15 protein-coding genes, 1 pseudogene, 1 CRISPR repeat array and 1 riboswitch are annotated in these 17,305 nt (G+C 39.3%); of the genes and pseudogenes, 3 read left to right on the top strand and 13 right to left on the bottom strand.

All coding sequences use genetic code 11. From position 1 onward, the window contains the following. Positions 1-50: 50 nt before the first annotated feature. The 4 genes from groES to MOO45_RS01785 all read right to left on the bottom strand — a co-directional run bounded on the left by groES (position 51) and on the right by MOO45_RS01785 (position 4,169). Positions 51-335, bottom strand: a complete 285-nt coding sequence (groES, locus tag MOO45_RS01800) for a co-chaperone GroES (protein ID WP_249515125.1) — start codon at positions 333-335, stop codon at positions 51-53. Between the two features lie 231 nt (positions 336-566). Next, complete coding sequence (locus MOO45_RS01795) at positions 567-2,483, bottom strand: LTA synthase family protein (RefSeq protein ID WP_249514721.1); 1,917 nt, start codon at positions 2,481-2,483, stop codon at positions 567-569. A gap of 68 nt (positions 2,484-2,551) precedes the next feature. Continuing rightward, entirely contained in the window at positions 2,552-3,526 is a 975-nt protein-coding gene (locus MOO45_RS01790) for a type I phosphomannose isomerase catalytic subunit (protein ID WP_249514720.1), read from the bottom strand. 13 nt (positions 3,527-3,539) lie between these two features. Further along, on the bottom strand, positions 3,540-4,169 hold the full coding sequence (locus MOO45_RS01785; protein ID WP_249514719.1) for a redox-sensing transcriptional repressor Rex: 630 nt from the start codon (positions 4,167-4,169) through the stop codon (positions 3,540-3,542). Positions 4,170-4,565: 396 nt separating this feature from the next. On the opposite strand from MOO45_RS01785, the gene MOO45_RS01780 reads away from it, so the two are divergent. Continuing rightward, positions 4,566-6,488, top strand: coding sequence for an ABC-F family ATP-binding cassette domain-containing protein (locus MOO45_RS01780; protein WP_249514718.1), 1,923 nt, complete (start codon positions 4,566-4,568; stop codon positions 6,486-6,488). A 31-nt stretch (positions 6,489-6,519) separates the two neighbouring features. On the opposite strand, the gene MOO45_RS01775 is transcribed toward MOO45_RS01780, so the two are convergent. Together MOO45_RS01775 and MOO45_RS01770 are read right to left on the bottom strand one after the other, a co-directional pair. Further along, positions 6,520-6,891 (bottom strand): DUF956 family protein, encoded by a 372-nt coding sequence (locus MOO45_RS01775; RefSeq protein WP_249514717.1) that lies wholly within the window; start codon positions 6,889-6,891, stop codon positions 6,520-6,522. A 51-nt stretch (positions 6,892-6,942) separates the two neighbouring features. Continuing rightward, positions 6,943-8,286, bottom strand: a complete 1,344-nt coding sequence (locus MOO45_RS01770; protein ID WP_249514716.1) for an aspartate aminotransferase family protein — start codon at positions 8,284-8,286, stop codon at positions 6,943-6,945. Positions 8,287-8,560: 274 nt separating this feature from the next. Next, positions 8,561-9,190: direct repeats of the CRISPR family, unit length 36 nt; unit sequence GTTTTTGTACCCTTAAAGATTTAGTAATAGTAAAAT. A gap of 293 nt (positions 9,191-9,483) precedes the next feature. Here MOO45_RS01770 and MOO45_RS01765 point away from each other — a divergent pair. Continuing rightward, a complete protein-coding gene (locus MOO45_RS01765; protein WP_249514715.1) occupies positions 9,484-9,843 on the top strand; it encodes a hypothetical protein in 360 nt (119 codons plus the stop codon). 120 nt (positions 9,844-9,963) lie between these two features. Here MOO45_RS01765 and MOO45_RS01760 read toward each other — a convergent pair whose 3' ends face one another. From MOO45_RS01760 to MOO45_RS01735, 6 genes are all read right to left on the bottom strand, one after another. Beyond that, positions 9,964-10,878 carry a PTS system mannose/fructose/sorbose family transporter subunit IID gene (locus MOO45_RS01760; RefSeq protein WP_249514714.1) on the bottom strand — a complete coding sequence of 305 codons (915 nt, stop codon included), beginning with the start codon at positions 10,876-10,878 and terminating at the stop codon, positions 9,964-9,966. 15 nt (positions 10,879-10,893) lie between these two features. Next, on the bottom strand, positions 10,894-11,712 hold the full coding sequence (locus MOO45_RS01755) for a PTS mannose/fructose/sorbose transporter subunit IIC (protein WP_249514713.1): 819 nt from the start codon (positions 11,710-11,712) through the stop codon (positions 10,894-10,896). A 21-nt stretch (positions 11,713-11,733) separates the two neighbouring features. Next, positions 11,734-12,711, bottom strand: coding sequence for a mannose/fructose/sorbose PTS transporter subunit IIA (locus MOO45_RS01750; protein WP_249514712.1), 978 nt, complete (start codon positions 12,709-12,711; stop codon positions 11,734-11,736). A 102-nt stretch (positions 12,712-12,813) separates the two neighbouring features. Beyond that, entirely contained in the window at positions 12,814-13,830 is a 1,017-nt protein-coding gene (gene tsaD / locus MOO45_RS01745; RefSeq protein ID WP_249514711.1) for a tRNA (adenosine(37)-N6)-threonylcarbamoyltransferase complex transferase subunit TsaD, read from the bottom strand. 30 nt (positions 13,831-13,860) lie between these two features. Beyond that, on the bottom strand, positions 13,861-14,583 hold the full coding sequence (gene tsaB, locus MOO45_RS01740; RefSeq protein WP_249514710.1) for a tRNA (adenosine(37)-N6)-threonylcarbamoyltransferase complex dimerization subunit type 1 TsaB: 723 nt from the start codon (positions 14,581-14,583) through the stop codon (positions 13,861-13,863). A 56-nt stretch (positions 14,584-14,639) separates the two neighbouring features. Beyond that, positions 14,640-15,155 carry a folate family ECF transporter S component gene (locus MOO45_RS01735; RefSeq protein WP_249514709.1) on the bottom strand — a complete coding sequence of 172 codons (516 nt, stop codon included), beginning with the start codon at positions 15,153-15,155 and terminating at the stop codon, positions 14,640-14,642. A 34-nt stretch (positions 15,156-15,189) separates the two neighbouring features. Then, positions 15,190-15,291: riboswitch (THF riboswitch) on the bottom strand. Positions 15,292-15,418: 127 nt separating this feature from the next. On the opposite strand from MOO45_RS01735, the gene MOO45_RS01730 reads away from it, so the two are divergent. Next, on the top strand, positions 15,419-16,339 hold the full coding sequence (locus tag MOO45_RS01730) for an asparaginase (protein WP_249515124.1): 921 nt from the start codon (positions 15,419-15,421) through the stop codon (positions 16,337-16,339). A gap of 46 nt (positions 16,340-16,385) precedes the next feature. Here the strand turns inward: MOO45_RS01730 and MOO45_RS01725 are convergent. Beyond that, positions 16,386-17,182, bottom strand: a pseudogene (locus MOO45_RS01725) (hypothetical protein). Between the last annotated feature and the right edge of the window lie 123 nt (positions 17,183-17,305).

Genomic DNA, 17,305 nt, shown 5'->3' with positions numbered 1-17,305 from the left:
TTTAGCCACCTCATTATTTATCTAGATTATAATTAAGATTAATAGTTTAATTATTCAACAATTGCCATGACATCTTTTTCATGCATAACAAGATATTTTTGGCCTTCATACTTAACTTCTGAACCGGCGTATTTGTCAAAAAGAACTTGGTCGCCCTTTTTAACGCTTAAAGCCACAATCTTGCCTTCAGGCGTCTTTTCACCTTCGCCGACAGCAACAACTTCAGCAACTTGGGGCTTTTCTTTAGCATTATTGGCTAAAACAATCCCACCAACTGTTTGTTCTTTTTCTTCTTCAACTTGTACCAGAATACGATCACCTAATGGCTTTAACAAAGTAATCCCTCCAAAATAAAAAACGATTTTAGCACTCTTAGCACTCATTTAGTAACAGTGCTAATACAATTTCTATAATAACATGTTTTATCATAGATGCAAGCAATTCATTTTAAAAAATTGCATTAGTTAAAAAAACGATAACCCAGCTACAGGTAAAATTTCATTACAAGGAGGCAAATTATTACAAAAAAATCCCCTAGACTCTTGAGCCAGGAGATTTTGCGATTTTTATTTAACGTCAAACATGCCGTACTTTTTGGCATAACTCTTACCATAAGTCATATCATATTCAACTAACCGATAATCCTTATAGGCTTTGGAATGCGTCCATTGTTTAGACTCGGAACTCGAAACTCGATAATTAAGATTATCATGCCCTTGCTGCTTTAATTTCTGTAAATCTGAAGTATCCATTTGCAAAGATTGCGTGAGCACTGGTACTTGTTGATAAAGTTGACCTAATAATTGATAAAACGGAGTTTGCGGATAATTCAATTGCTCCAACAAATGCCACGACATATAATTTGGTGAAAAATAATCATAATGGTGCGTTTTTAATGGAAAATTAGCCGCCATCACAAACGGTGTGGTGTGCGAATACAAAGTATTCTTAGCTAACAAATCATCATAAATCCCATCACCCGGGTAATGATCACCATACATCACAATAAGTGTTTTTTGCTTAGAATCCTGAAAATGCTGCACTAATTTTTTAAAAGCTTGATCAGACTCATTCACTTCTTGGAAATAAGTTTGCAACTTTTGCGTTTTGGTTACATCACCCTTAATCGAATGTTGCAATTTATAAGCACTTTTCACACCAACTTTTGCATCGTACGGCATATGATTTTGCATTGTAATCATCAAACTCATTTGCTTCGTAGATTTTTGTTGTTGGTTAAAATTCGTATAAGCAGATTCATCCGTCGCATATTGACCAAATTGTGTTGTCTTCAAACCCTTTAATTTGTCTTGATCTTTAAACGTTTTAATTCCTAACGCTGGATATGCCTGCGTGCGCCGATACATAATTCCCGTATACGGGTGATAAGCCTTAGAAGTATAACCTTCGCCTTTTAAATAATGAAACACACTGGGAAAATATAATTTATGGGGCAAAATATCTTGATATGGCGTTGACCGCAAGAAATAATTCGAAAAGCCGGTATTGGCTTCAAATTCAATATTGGCCGTCCCACCACCAAACCCCGGTGAAACCATGTAACCACTAGCTTCTGTGTGGTTCGGATGATTCAAAATTCCCGAAATATACGGCATTGGATTTTTATTACCGGCAATTGGATACATCGACTGCGTCCGCTGAGGATTGGTTAACGATTCATTCAAAATATAAACGATATTAACTTTTTGAGTTTTTTTGCCGTGATTCGTTGTTGCCAAATGTCGTCGATACCGACTAGCTACAGCTTTCATCGTTTGCTGATTATAATGAGCCGGCTTAGTCATCGGCGTGGAACGAATTTCAAAGGCAAAGCCAATGATAGTTCCGTGATTATAATAATTAGCCAACTGATGGTTTTCATTATTTAAGATTCCCCGAACTGTTAACTGTCGTCCCACAAAAGAATCTGCATCACCAGCTTGCGATAGCAAACCAAAGGTGACAACACCTACTAAAACCACAACGATCCGCGTAGACCAAACAATGACATGGCGCTGACACCAAAAAGTTTTGGTCCACTTACGTAAGAAAAAAGCTAAAATCATCAAAACAACGATGAAGCCCACCAAAACTAAAATCGACTGCCAACTGACCATATGTGTCAAGCCTTTAGTTTGACCAACCATTTGTAAATCACTAGGCACCAACGGCTCTGAACGTGAAACAATTTTTTGAAAATTAACATACAAAAAAATAGTTAATAAACTAATTGATGTCGCCAAACCCCACCAATAATCACCAATAATGGCAATTAAAGTAGTGATCAAGACAACTAAAAAAAGCAAATTAAGTCGAACTGTCAACGGACTTAAACTCATATCTCTAAATAACGCTTGGTAACCATGCGTTAAACTGCCCGTTAAAGCTAGTTGGCATTCAATATAAAAAAAGCCTGCCACCGCTAACACTAAGAAAACTTGGACTAAATGATACAGGATCCGTTTAACATTTAGATTTTGCACAATAAAACCTCGTTTAATCAGTTTTGATAATTTCAGTTTTTAATTATACCACAATCTATTGAAAAATTTTATTCACCTGTTGCCTCTGAAGCAATTAGATGTAACGAAGAAGCCTGAATTTGCCAATTTTTGATAGTCGCAGGAATAATAAAATGGTCACCTAAACGGAGAGGATAAGTTTGATCACCAATTCGAAGCTGACCAGAACCTTCAATTACTGAATACAAAGTATACGCGCCGATTTGGTGCGTCAATGCCAGCTGGTCACCGTGAATTTCTAAACCCCAAACTGCAAAATATGGTGAAATAGGCGGTTTGACATAATTTATGATACGACTATGGCCAATTTGTTGTGTGTCAAAAGTCAACTGTGGTGCCACGAAGGGTACCGTAATAGTTTCTTTAGCTTGTTGTAAATGCAGAGCCCGTTTCTGCCCCGTTTTTGCATCTACTCGATCGTAATCGTACAAGCGATACGTAGTATCACTACTTTGTTGTGTTTCAAGTGCAATGATTCCACGATTCAAGGCGTGAACACTGCCACTAGGTACGAAGATAAAATCCCCGGTCTTGACAGGCTTTTTCGTTAATAAATGCTGCCAATCACCACTGTCAATCAGGTCATTTAATTGTTGGAGCGTCTGTGCACTATGACCATAAATTAAATAAGAATTCGGCTGCGCATCAATAATATACCAACACTCCGTCTTACCCAATTCGCCTTCATGTTGCATTGCATACGCATTATCAGGATGGACTTGGACAGATAAACTATCTTCAGCATCCAAAATTTTGGTTAACAACGGAAAGACTTTAGCTGTTGGATAGCCAAAGAATTCCGGAGCTTGTTGCCACAGTTGGGCTAACGATTGACCTTGGAAGAAACCATTTTGAACATAAGACAAACCGTGCGGATGTGCTGAAATGGCCCAACACTCACCAATTTTTGGCCGTGGTGGTAACGAGTAACCAAAACGCTTGGCTAACTGCGTTCCACCCCAAATTTTTTCTTGAAAAACTGGCCGCAAGAATAATGGTTCCAAGTAAAGGCCTCCATTAGCTATAATTATTTAAAAAGTAAATTAACGTCTGCAATTCATTTGCTAAATCAACATTATGCACGCGCACTGTGTCTGGTGTGGCCACTCTGATGGGCGTAAAATTCAAAATGCCCTTTACGCCCGCCTCAACTAATTGATCGGCCACTTTTTGAGCGCTAGCAACAGGCACGGACAAAATCACAACATCAATTTCTTGCGTCGTCAGTTCTGTCGCTAAATCATCAACATTATAAACGCGAACACCATTAACCACGGTATTAATTAATGATGGATTATTGTCGAACGCCGCCGTAATTTGAATATTATTCGTTTGCGAGAAATTATAATTGAGTAGCGCACTACCTAAGTTACCGACCCCAACTAAAGCGACTTTCGTTGTTTGACTTTGATTCAATAATTCCTTAAAAAATTCGAGCATCGGGGCAATTTCATAGCCATAACCACGTTTGCCTAATGAACCAAAATAAGAGAAGTCACGCCGAATAGTGGCACTATCTACTTGGACAGCTTTGGCCAATTCGCTTGAAGAAATTTTGTCTCTCTTAGAGTCATTTAAAAACTGGAAATAACGATAGTAAAGTGGTAATCGCTTGATTGTTGCATTTGGTATTTGGTATTTTGTCATAATAAACATTCCTTGTGAAATAATATAGAGATATTATTAACAGTATCTACTAATCAGTGCGATAATGTCAAGTAACTAAAATCACAATGCAAGCTAATTAGGCATTTATTGCTTAAAATTAGTAGAATTTTTTAACAAAAAGCAAGAAAATAATTTCAACATTTTGTAATTTCAGCTTAACCAATAGTCAATAACCGTCAGATTCTTAACGTACATAACAGATTATTTATTAAAAAATCAAACAATCATTACTTCGAGTTAAAGTTACAATTAAATAACAATTACAAAATAACTTTCGAACAACTTATTATCCAATTAAATTAACTTTTATATAGTCCAATTGTTCCCCGTGTTAGAATAGGAATGAACAAGAATTTATTTTTTAGGAGTCTGAAATTGTTAATTGTACAAGGACAAAACATTGAACGACGATTTGGCAGCGACGTTTTATTCAGTCATCTGAATTTTCAAATCGCTGACCAAGCTCGAATTGGACTTGTTGGCCCTAACGGCGCGGGCAAGTCCACCCTATTAAAAATCATCAATCAAGAACATGAACCTGATGCTGGAACAATGATTTACCAGAATCAATTAAGTATCGGGTATCTGGCTCAGAATCCAACTTTTCAGTCCGGAAATACTATTTATGAAGAAATGGAACGCATTTTTGATAAGGTCATCCAAGATGAACAACGTTTACACCAATTAGAGCAACAAATGGCACAACCAGGCGCTACTTCTGATTCCACCAGTTATCAAAAATTGCTCCAGCAATATGATCAATTACAAATCAAATTTAAAGACGAAAATGGTTACGGTTTTCGCTCAGAAATTCGATCAGTTTTGGCAGGATTTGGTTTTCCAGAAAAGCGCTTTGCTGATCAAGCTCTCAATTTATCTGGAGGAGAGCAATCACGTCTAGCCTTTGCCAAAATGTTGTTGGAGCAGCATGACCTTTTAATTTTGGATGAGCCGACGAACCATTTAGACATTGACACACTCAACTGGTTGGAAAAATATCTTCAAGGATATCGCGGCGCATTATTGATTGTGTCACACGACCAATATTTTTTAGACCATACAATTAAAGAAGTTTACGCTTTAGAACACGGGTCGCTGCGACATTACACGGGGAATTATTCGCGTTATCTAAAGGAACGGGCCACAAACTTGGAGCTAGCTTGGAAAGCTTACAATAAGCAACAAGATGAAATCAAAAAAATGGAAGATTTTGTTCAGAAAAACATTGTCCGTGCTTCGACAACCAAGCGTGCCCAGAGTCGTCGTAAGCAACTGGAGAAATTGCAACGTTTACCGCGCCCACAAGGCAATGAAAATAACGTTCATTTTCAATTTACGATTCAGAAAAATAGCGGAAACGATGTTTTGAAAGTTCAGGATCTTAAAACGGGCTATCCTGACAAAACTCTAGACCAAAAAATTTCCTTTACTTTGACCAAGGGCGAACGCTTAGGCGTTATTGGCCCTAACGGTGTTGGCAAATCCACTTTAATTAAAACTTTAATTGACCAACTCAAACCTTTGGCGGGAACCGTTGATTGGGGAACCAATGTGCAAATCGGCTATTACGACCAAACTTTAAATCAGTTAGATTCTAGTAAAGATGTTTTGCATGAAATTTGGGACGCCAATCCCACAATGGATGAAAAAGATATCCGCAATATTTTGGGCTCCTTTTTATTCCAAGATGATAGCGTCTTTAGTATCGTCCACGATTTATCCGGTGGTGAAAAGGCCCGTTTGACTTTATGTAAGTTGGCTTTAGAACACAACAATCTTTTAATTATGGATGAGCCAACGAACCATTTGGATATTCAAAGTAAAGAAATTTTGGAAGAAGCATTAAAACAATTTGCTGGCACTGTTCTTTTTGTTTCACATGATCGTTATTTGTTAAATGAAATTTCTACGAAAATTTTGGAATTACAGACTACTACTAGTGAAATTTATCTTGGCAATTACGATTATTACTTGGCTAAAAAGGCGGAAACAAACGCTTTAAAAGCCGAACAAACGCCCTCTTCTGAAACCGATTTGCCCCAAACTAACCAAGGGCAACAGAATTACCAAGAAGCTAAAAAACAACAAAGTGCCCAGCGGAAAAAAGAGCGGAAATTGGCTGCTTTGGAACAACAAATTGATGAGTTCGACCAACAAATTGCTTCTATTAATCAGGAAATGCTGGCTCCAGAAAATTTAAGCAGTTATTCAAAGCTGCAAGAATTACAAGAACAATTGGATTCCCTGCAACAACAAAAGAAACAAGTCGAAGAACAATGGGAAGACTTAATCGATTAAAAAACTTCAGCACACGTTTGCTGAAGTTTTTTTAGTGATGAAAAATATTTTTAACACCGCGTTTGACCACTTGCAAAAAAGTCAATGAACGAACAATTCGTTGAGTATCAAGATATTCGCGAATCGCTCTTAACAAAGGCTTGGGCCGACGTGCAGAAAAGGTATATGTTCCATTAGTTTTAGTTTGCAACGCAAACCGCGGAATCCATTTACCACCAAACATAATTGAAACAATCACATACTCGACTTCCACCCACGGAATTTGAATATAATTTTGCACATTCCGATCATCAAAAAACTCAAAGCCGCGATCGCCAATCATAATTTGCCCGTAAGTTTCCATACCCAAATGTGACGTTGCTTTCATTACCAGATCTACCTTGGTATTAATCGACTGAACCATCTTGAACCTCTTTAGCTAAAATTAATTCTACTTTAACATAAAGTGCCAAAACTACCAGCCGATTTCTGCTGCATTTTGTGGTAATTGGATTTGATCATTCGCGAGATCGAACATTGCTTGATCAATAATAGCGAAAGCTTGGTTCAATTGTTCCTCAGTAATCACTAACGGTGGCTGGAAGCGTAAAATATTGCCCCGCAAGCTAATCATGACCGCCCCCAATTCAAAGATCCGTGTAATCAACTTTGTAGTGCGCTCAGTGTCAGGTTGCTTGGTTTTTGGATCAACAATATCAATTCCTCCATTTAAACCATACATTCGCACATCACCCACAAAATCATATTTAGCTTGTGTTTGCACAAAGAATTGTTCCGCCTTGACTCCCAAAACTTGTGAACGTTCCAATAAATTTTCAGTTTCGATTACATCCAATGTCGCATTAGCTGCCGCCGTCGCGACTGGATTACCAGCTGTCGTGTATACATTAGCAGGAGCATCTAGCGCAGCCATGATTTCTTGCCGACCAATAACGGCACTCAATGGTAGGCCTGATGCTAAAGATTTGCCAATTGACATCAAATCCGGCTCAATGCCAAAATGTTGAATAGACCACCATTTACCGGTGCGCCCCATACCTTGATTCACTTCATCAACAGCGAATAAAATGCCGTGCTGATGGGCAAAATTGGCAACTAATTCCAGATATTTTTGCGGTGCCTTCACAATGCCGCCATCACCTTGAATCGGTTCAATCAAAATCACCGCGACTTCTTCAGCAGGCAAATAAGTTTCAAACGGTTGTTGAAATGCTTTGAACAATCGTTGGACAAAAGCTGATTCACTTTCACCTTGAAGCCGATCATGAACATCAGGATACGGCACGCGGACAACACCAGGCAGTAATGGTCCCATTTTGCGGGACATATTCAAACTCACACTCGAAACGCTCATTGATCCATAAGTCGAGCCATGATAAGCTCCGGTAAAACTGACCACATAGGGACGTTTGGTATAAGCACGAGCAAATTTGATAATCGCATCATTGGCATCAGACCCTGAATTCCCCCACGCTACTTGGACGGGACCGCTCATCGGTGCTAATTTGGCCAAGCGTGCTGCCAGTTCTGCTGTAGTCCGATTAGCAAAATAAGCCGGCGTATACTCAATTAATTGTTGCGCTTGTTGCTGAATCCCCGCTACAACATGAGGGTGACAATGTCCGGTATTCGTTGCGGAAGCACTAGCCAATAAATCCAAATATGTACGTCCGTTTTCATCAGTCAACTCCGCTCCTTGTCCACTTTTAATCACCAGATCAAAATACTTAATTCGTGAAGCTGGTGCTACAACTTTAGCTTCTTGTTGCAACAAATCTTGATTGCGATTTTTTGTCATTTTCGACTCCTATTGATTATTTATTAAATTTAAATTAGATTAAACTTAAAAACATTTTTTGTCAATAGGCTTTCTTGGATAAAGTGTTTTATAATTGTTGATCTTTTGGCTTTAAATGATATTCTGAAAAAATTGACTTAATGCCGCAAAATTTGATATTGTTAGGGGTAATGAATGTATCGTCGGGATGTGAGACGTCATTTAATTCTGATGATTTTTCATTAATGAGCACAGAAGTTTCAAACTTAAAAAGAGATTAATTTTTAAATTTGAGGTTTTTGTACCCTTAAAGATTTAGTAATAGTAAAATCAAGACTGCTTCGCGAATTGAAGAGCAAAGGTTTTTGTACCCTTAAAGATTTAGTAATAGTAAAATTGCTGGCAGCCATAGTATACCCGGGTTAGGGTTTTTGTACCCTTAAAGATTTAGTAATAGTAAAATTAGCCGATAATGTTAATGTATTCGACATCTGTTTTTGTACCCTTAAAGATTTAGTAATAGTAAAATCAAGGAAGAGAGTTCCTAACAGTTTGGTTAGTTTTTGTACCCTTAAAGATTTAGTAATAGTAAAATCAGCTGCATATTTGGGAGCCGTTCGAGCATGTTTTTGTACCCTTAAAGATTTAGTAATAGTAAAATCGAAATCGACGCCAAGGTTAACCAACTGCAGTTTTTGTACCCTTAAAGATTTAGTAATAGTAAAATTGAAAAAACTACAGATGAGACTGCCCCTACGTTTTTGTACCCTTAAAGATTTAGTAATAGTAAAATACACTGGCGGTGGTGTTATCACCGGGTCTAGTTTTTGTACCCTTAAAGATTTAGTAATAGTAAAATTTATGAAAAAAAAATTACTATTTACCAAATGTTTTTGTACCCTTAAAGATTTAGTAATAGTAAAATATATTGATATATCCAAGTTTAAAACCTATTTGTTCTCCAAATATTAACTAGTAAATCTAACTACAAACTGTCCTTTCGTATGATATATGATAAAGAAAATATAACAATTTGATAAAGTTATTCAATAAATGGCTACTCCACATCAATAAACGGTACATTGAATTGCTAAAAATGATTTACTATTATTTAAATTCAATTAATAATTCACATATTAACTTGGCACAATTTGAAATATCATTATAATAAAAGTGAGTTCATTTCCAAAACATTCATCAGAAAGAAGCGAAGAGATTATGGTCAAGTGCAAAAACAAATTATCGTTAATAGTTTGGATTCTGTTATTGTTAAGTTTTGTCGTATCCATTGTCAATCCCAGTTTAGTCAATTCCGGCACTTTAAAGCAAAAACTGGCTATCGCAGAAGCAATTGTCTCTTTCATCGCCGCCTTAGTCGCCACGTACATGCAGTTTACCAAAGACAAAAGTGGCAATCAAAGGACTTTAAATAACGTCATGATCGTGTTAATGATTCTCAACATTATTTGCACAACTTTTCAAAATGATTTTTCTTTTTTAACCAACATTAGTATTATTGTTGCTATCATCACCGTGGCGGTCATAGTGGCAAATTTAATCAATTTTCGGAGTAGATAATTAGTCATCAAAATGCAAAAAGGAGGCTGATAATAAATAAACCTCCTTTTTATTTACAATGAATTATTGTACGTCCATGTCATCGGCATTCAAACCAAAATGCCAATCACAATCTAATTTTTACATAATATGCAAAACGTGGAAAATGACACCTGCGGCGAACAAGCCCAAGATAATAATGATCGGTGAAACTTTCTTCTTGAGCAGCCACATACAAAACAAAGTGAGCAATAAGCCCGCCAAACCGGGAATCAGCAAATCTAAATTATCTTGCAAAGTGGTCAGCTTATGCGCCGTTAACGATAAACCTTGTTGTTGCTGCAAAAGCGCCTGTTGAATGGCTTGCGGACCATGACCTAATTGATCCCAATGAATATACGCTTTACCGTCTAATTTAACATTCGAAACCACAGGCGTGAACTTAACCGTGACCCAACGGTTAACCAGCGACCCAAGGATAAACATCCCCATAATCGAAGCACCTTTGGTAATATTCTGCAACAAATTACCTGATAAATCTTCTGTAATCTTCGAACCAGCTCGATAACCCAATTCCTGCGTATACCATGTAAAGGCCATCCGAATCGCATTCCAAACCACGAAATAGATAATCGGCCCCATGATATTGCCGGCCATGGCTAAGGAAGCGGCCAAACCACCGACAATCGGTTTAACCGTGAACCAAAAGACTGGATCACCAATTCCTGCAAACGGCCCCATCATACCCACTTTGACACCTTGAATCGTCACTTCATCAATTGGCGCGCCGTTAGCTTTGTCTTCTTCTAAAGCTAAGGTTACTCCCAACACGGGTGAAGCCAAATAAGGATGCGTATTAAAAAATTCCAGATGCCGTTTTAAAGCGGCTCCCCGATCTTCTTTAGTATGATACAACTTTTTTAACGCCGGTACTAAAGAATAAGCAAAACCACCATTTTGCATTCGCTCATAATTCCACGAACCTTGCAGAAAAGTCGACCGCCACCAGACAGCCAATCGATCTTTTTTCGTTAATGTAAGCTTTTTTTCATTCATGATCTTGGTCCTCCTTTAATAGTCATCAATCAAATTGCCCACGGGATCGCCAACATTGGCGTTACCACCCGAGTTCGAATCGGAACCGCCATGATTGTTCGACAATGCCAAATATAAGAGCGCTAACGCGAGCCCAATCGCCCCTAAGCCAATCAAGGTCAAATCTTTAATGGTGGCTAGCACAAAGCCAATCGCAAAAAACGGCCAAACTTCGCGACTAGCCATCATATTGATGACCATCGCATAGCCAACAGCCACGACTAAGCCTCCGCCAATGGACAAACCATCGGTCAACCAAGCTGGCATCATCGCTAACAAAATTTTGACTGGACTCGCACCGATCATAAGGATTAAACCGGCTGGAATCGCAATCCTTAAACCTTGCATGCAAGTCGCAATCGCCTGCCAAAAATCAATTTTACGCAAATTACCTTCTTTAGCAGCAGAGTCCATAATATGTACAATCCCTGTTGCTAAAGTCCGCACTAAAATTGTCAACAATAAGCCCGCAACGGCTAGTGGGACGGCAATCGCAATCGCCGATGAAATACTGGATTGACTTTGACCGCCACTTAAAACCAAAATAATTGCTGAAGCTACTGACGCCAACGCTGCATCAGGAGCAACTGCTGCACCAATATTCGCCCAACCTAGGGCCATCATTTCTAAAGAACCGCCTAAAATTAAACATGGCGTCAAATCACCACTCACTAAGCCAATTAAAGTACAGGCAATGACTGGTTGATGAAAGTGAAATTGATCTAAAATTCCTTCCATTCCCGCCAAGAAAGAAACAATTAAAATTAAAATGATCTGAATCGCATTTAAATGCATGTTTCTACTCCTCCGTTCTTTTTATTTTTGTTTATCCAATTCTGCTTGTGCCTTATTCAAAATGGACTGCATATTATCAGGTGAATCATTGGGCACTTTCCGTACGTCAAATTGAACATCTAATTGCGCCAGCTTCTGAAAAGTATCAATATCATCTTGATTAAAGGCTAACACTTTATTAGGTTGCACCTTGCCCGCGGAATGCGCCATCGAACCGATATTTAACGTCGTTAACGGCACACCGCCTTCAATAGCTCGCAAAGCATCTTGCGGTGTTTCAAATAATAATAATGCGCGTTGACCACCAAAATGTTGATCATCTTGAGCAATCTTAATCATTTGCTTAACGGGAATGACATGCACTTTAATTCCCACAGGAGCAGCTTGCACCAATAATTTTTTGCGCAATTCATCTTTGGCGACCGCGTCCGACACAACAATAATCCGATTCGGCTTCACGGATTTACTCCAAGAAGTCGCCACTTGTCCATGCAACAAACGCGAATCTATACGCGCCAAGACATATTCCATTTTACCCGGTTTGCCTTCTTTGACAGTTGCCGATACCGTGGCATTCGAATTCTTGGCAGCTTGTTGTGCCAATGATTCTGGACGCAACTTGATACCGGCTTGAGCTTCCTTTAAAACATGCGCCGCAATTTCTTGTGCCGAATCCATCGACATACGTGAGGCATACGCTTCAATCAACATGGGCAAATTCAAACCCGTGACAATGGCCCAATGATCCTTATGCTCTTCAAACAAAGTATTAGCTTGGTTGAACGGCGAACCTCCCCATAAATCAACCAAAAATAACACTTCGGTCTCATTCTCCAATTGGGTAACTGCATCTTGTAGATGTTGATGCAAATCGTCAGGACCTTCGTTGGGCATAAATGTCACTGCTTGCACATTTTCTTGTTGACCAAAAATCATATTACCGGATTGCAAAATACCTTTCGCAAAACCGCCATGACTGGCAATCACTATTCCCACCATTTGTAGATCCTCCTTTACTTTTTATTCGAAATCGTTTGCATAAAACAAAAACTATGCCTAACTCAAGTAGTTTAGCATAGCCTTTAGTTAATCCAAAGCATTTTACTCTGCATATTCAAAATCTAAACTCGGATCTGCATTCAACGTTAAATCCGCAAAATCGTGCTGTTGATACTTAATGTAAGCAAACGCCCCAATCATCGCAGCGTTATCCCCGCATAAACGTAACGGCGGGAAAATCAACGTCACTCGGTCACCTAATTCTTGCTGCAATCGTTCGCGTAAACCGGAATTAGCTGCCACACCTCCAGCCACAATCAATTGTTGCGTTGGATATTTTTTTAACGCCCGTTTAGTTTTCGTTACCAAAATATCCAAAACGTCTGCCTGAAAGCTAGCGGCCACATCTTTTTTGTTCACAGCATCACCCACTTGCTCAGCGTGATGCAACATATTAATGACAGCACTTTTGATGCCACTGAAACTAAAATCTAAATTATCTTCTTCCAACATTGCCCGCGGAAATTGATAATTATCTTGACCTTCATGCGCCCACTGATCAATCGTTTTGCCAGCGGGGTAATTCACGCCCAACATCCGCCCAACTTTATCATAAGCTTCACCCACGGCGTCATCACGGGTATCACCCAAAATTTCAAAATGACCGGGAGCAGTCAAATGCACCAATTCCGTGTGACCACCAGATACCACTAAAGCCATGGCCGGATATTCGATCGTCGCTACCAAATTAGCCGCATAAATATGACCAGCCAAATGATTAACGCCAATCAATGGCAACGAATGTGCCCAACTAATCGTCTTGGCTGCCATCAAACCAACTAAGAGTGAACCGACCAGCCCCGGACCATAAGTCACCGCCACTGCAGACAAATCCTGATAGCTAACACCCGCTTGTTCCATCGCCAACTGGCTGCAATGTACAATTTGTTCCACATGATGACGACTTGCTACTTCTGGCACGACGCCACCAAAACGTTGATGACTTTTAATCTGAGTGGCAATAATATTGGCTAGAACTTCCTTGCCGTTTTTGACGACTGCGACACTGGTTTCATCACAACTACTTTCAAACGCTAAAATCAAAACATCTTGTTGCATGTCAAACTCCTATTTTTTAAATTTTCACGCCTAAACATCTTCAACATAATGCTGATTTTGTGAATCCAATGTTGGATTCTTGTGCGCCCAAACTACTTCAGCTTGCGTTTGTCGCAAATATTTTGGAATAAAGGTATCCAAATTTACCACGGGTGTTTGCTTTTGGCCTAGATGTGCCAAAACATGACCTTGTGGTTGATTATTTGCATAAAATTTGGCATCCGGCAATTGTGCCTTGATGAGGGCTAAATCTTCGGCGGGCAAATCACCGACAAACTGCACGGGTAGTGCCATTGCTTGCAACTGTAATAACAATTGCGCCAAACTAGTATGACAATCAGCCACCACCGCCTGCAATTCACCTCGAACAACTTGATACACACCCGCAAAGACATTTTGATTGCGCGCATCAATAACAGGCACAATTAGGCCGGCAAAATTGGGCACATTACCTGCTAACACGGCCAAGCTGGAGACTCCAACTAGCTCTTTTTCCAGTGTCCATGCCAGCACTTTGGCGGTAGTGACACCAATACGCAAACCAGTAAACGAACCCGGACCTTGTGCCACCACAATCCGCTCCAAATCTTGCGGTTGCCAGCCCGCTTGTTGGACAACTTGGTCAATGGCGGGCAATAATTGAATACTATGTGACTTCAACTGAGTTTCACTGACTTGAGCCAACACCTGATGATCTTGAACGCTCGCAACCACTAGCGGACCACTAGAAGTATCAATTGTTAAAAGCTTCATTTGTTTTTAACCTCTAATCTTTTTTACTCAAAAATAAATCAAGCCGCAGCTTGATTTTATTCCAAAAAACTATGTTGTTTCAACCATCTAAAGACTAACCAGAGCATGATCGTCTGGATCGGAATGAAAATCAGTTCTTTCACACCCCGCAGTAAGAGCATCTGTAGAAAGGGTAATTTGCCTAACACGCATACCCAAATCGTATTCAATAATAAATTAACAACCAAAATTACAACAATGTTCACCACCAACAAACGTTGCCAGGTAATTTGCTTTTGGTATAGCAACTGACCATAGATGAAGCCAGTCACCATCGCTGACAAAGTAAAACCCCAAAAGAACCCACCTTGTGGCGGAAACAAAACATTGGCTAAAATGTCACTAATAAACCCTGCCCCAATTGATTTGATGGGACCAAAATAATAACCAATCAAGGCTGTGACAATGAAACCAAAACCTATTTTTAAAAAACTCGGTCCCACATGAAAACGACCAACAATTACTTGTAAGGCGATTAACATCGCCAACCAAGTTAAACCAAACACTTTTTTACTGAGTTGTAGTTTATCCAATTTCAGCATCCCCTTAAGGAGCTGCCACCAGCATCGTGGCGAATGCGAAAATAAAACCGCAAGCCGCATTTCGACTTTTCGTCCGGTGTTCACATTCCGTTCCACCAGCACTTTACGCTTTATTTCCTACTCCAAGATTTGTATCATCTTAACGATATCATATCTAAAGCCAAACGTGTTAGAATTGATAAGAATAATTATAAAAGGATGTTTAAACATTGACGAAAAAAATTCTAATTTTACATACGGGTGGGACTATTTCAATGTCCAGCACTGATGGTAAAATTAAACCCAATCAACAAAATCCCTTAGCTACTTTAGATCTGACTAATGCGCATCATTTGGAACTCGTGACTGAAGAAATTTTTAACGTGCCTTCACCGCATATGACACCGCAACACATGCTGCAACTAACCAAACGAATTCGCCAAGCTGAACAAGAAGGTTTTTTTGGCGCGGTGGTGACCCACGGAACAGACACCTTAGAAGAAACAGCTTTCTTTCTAGATTTGACTTTACAAGGTCACATGCCTGTGGTGGTCACAGGCGCTATGCGTTCGTCCAACGAAATCGGCAGCGACGGATTATATAATTTTAAATCGGCAATCCAAGTTGCCAGAGCTGATGAATCGGTGGGTCAAGGTGTAGTTGTAGTGATGAATGACGAAATTCATTCCGCACGTTACGTGACCAAAACGCATACAACTAATGTGGCCACCTTTCGGACGCCAACTTTTGGTCCCATCGGCATTTTGTCTGACGGTCACGTGGACTATATTCAAGAAATTGTGCCCCAAAAACATTTACCAATTGAACAAGTGATTGACGGTGTTTTCCTAGTCAAGGCTTACGCCGGCATGACTTCTGAATTATTTGAAGTGCTTGATCAACCAACAACTCATGGACTGGTGATTGAGGCGCTCGGTGCCGGCAATTTGCCCCCCCAAGCCTTACCCGCCGTGCAAAAATTATTAGACCATAACATTCCCATTATTCTCGTTTCACGGTGTTTCAACGGCATTGCTGAACCGGTATATGCTTATGAAGGTGGCGGGGCGCATCTACAAAAAATGGGCATTGTCTTTTGTCGCGGACTCAATGGTCAAAAAGCGCGGATTAAATTGCTAGTAGGTTTGAGTGCTGGGTTAACTGGTTCGCAATTTGTCCATTATATTAATCATTAACTAACAAAACCATGACGTTTGAGACGGCATGGTTTTTTGATTCCTTTTATAATAGTCTTAAAAAAACGGAAGCAATCACAACCGAGGCAATTGAAACTGTGGCAAAGCCTCCCACCAACATCTTGGGCAGCATTTGGTCTGTGAGGTAAGCTTTTTGTTTAGTATCTGTCGTCAAGCTATCAATTACTTCGTTCGTCAAAACATAATCCATTGGAAAGCCAAACAACGCCGTTAACGAACAAGCGTAAGCCATTTGCCACGACATTTTAAATGGCTTCGCTAAGACTAGCGCCACCAGCAACATGCAGATTAAGCCCAATACAATCAAAGTGACAATTTGGATAATTAATGGCAATAATTGTGATACCGAAACCAAGCGTAACTGCGAAAAACCGTAAGCCATGATGCCGTACATTAACCAATTATAAATTCCCGCTTTTTTGTACAATTTCATCATCTAAAAAACCAATCTGATGGAAAATTACGCCTAAAATTAAACAGATAATGCTTGAATTAACGGCGCCATGCGTCAAATTAGCCAACAAAAAAGCTGACGTTTGATAAGCTTTAGGCAATACAGACTGCGCGCCATTGCTGTAACAATTTTTTCAAGCTCATCATTGTTCCTAAATGCACTAAGGTAAATGATAAAAACATATTAACGGCTGTATCCGTAAATGACGCTTTGGCGACCATGTTCTTTGGAAAAAAAGTCCAGTAACCAATCATAAATAAAACCGCTGTAACAAAAATAGACGGGAGATAAGCATGGGTTTTGGTAGACACCCATTCCCCCAAAAACATACAGCACATAACTAACAGAAATGATCCAATAACTTCCATACTTATCTCCTCTTTTCTTAATAAGATTAATTAATCTTAACTGTAAGCTATTTTAGTGTCAATTATTTTTTAATTTTATGGATCAAAAAAGCAGATCACCAATTGATGACCTGCTTTTGAAAT

This window comes from Bombilactobacillus folatiphilus (assembly GCF_023380265.1).
GTDB lineage: Bacteria > Bacillota > Bacilli > Lactobacillales > Lactobacillaceae > Bombilactobacillus > Bombilactobacillus folatiphilus.
Note: the sequence above shows the minus strand (reverse complement) of the source record. Positions and strands in the feature narration are given on the sequence as shown.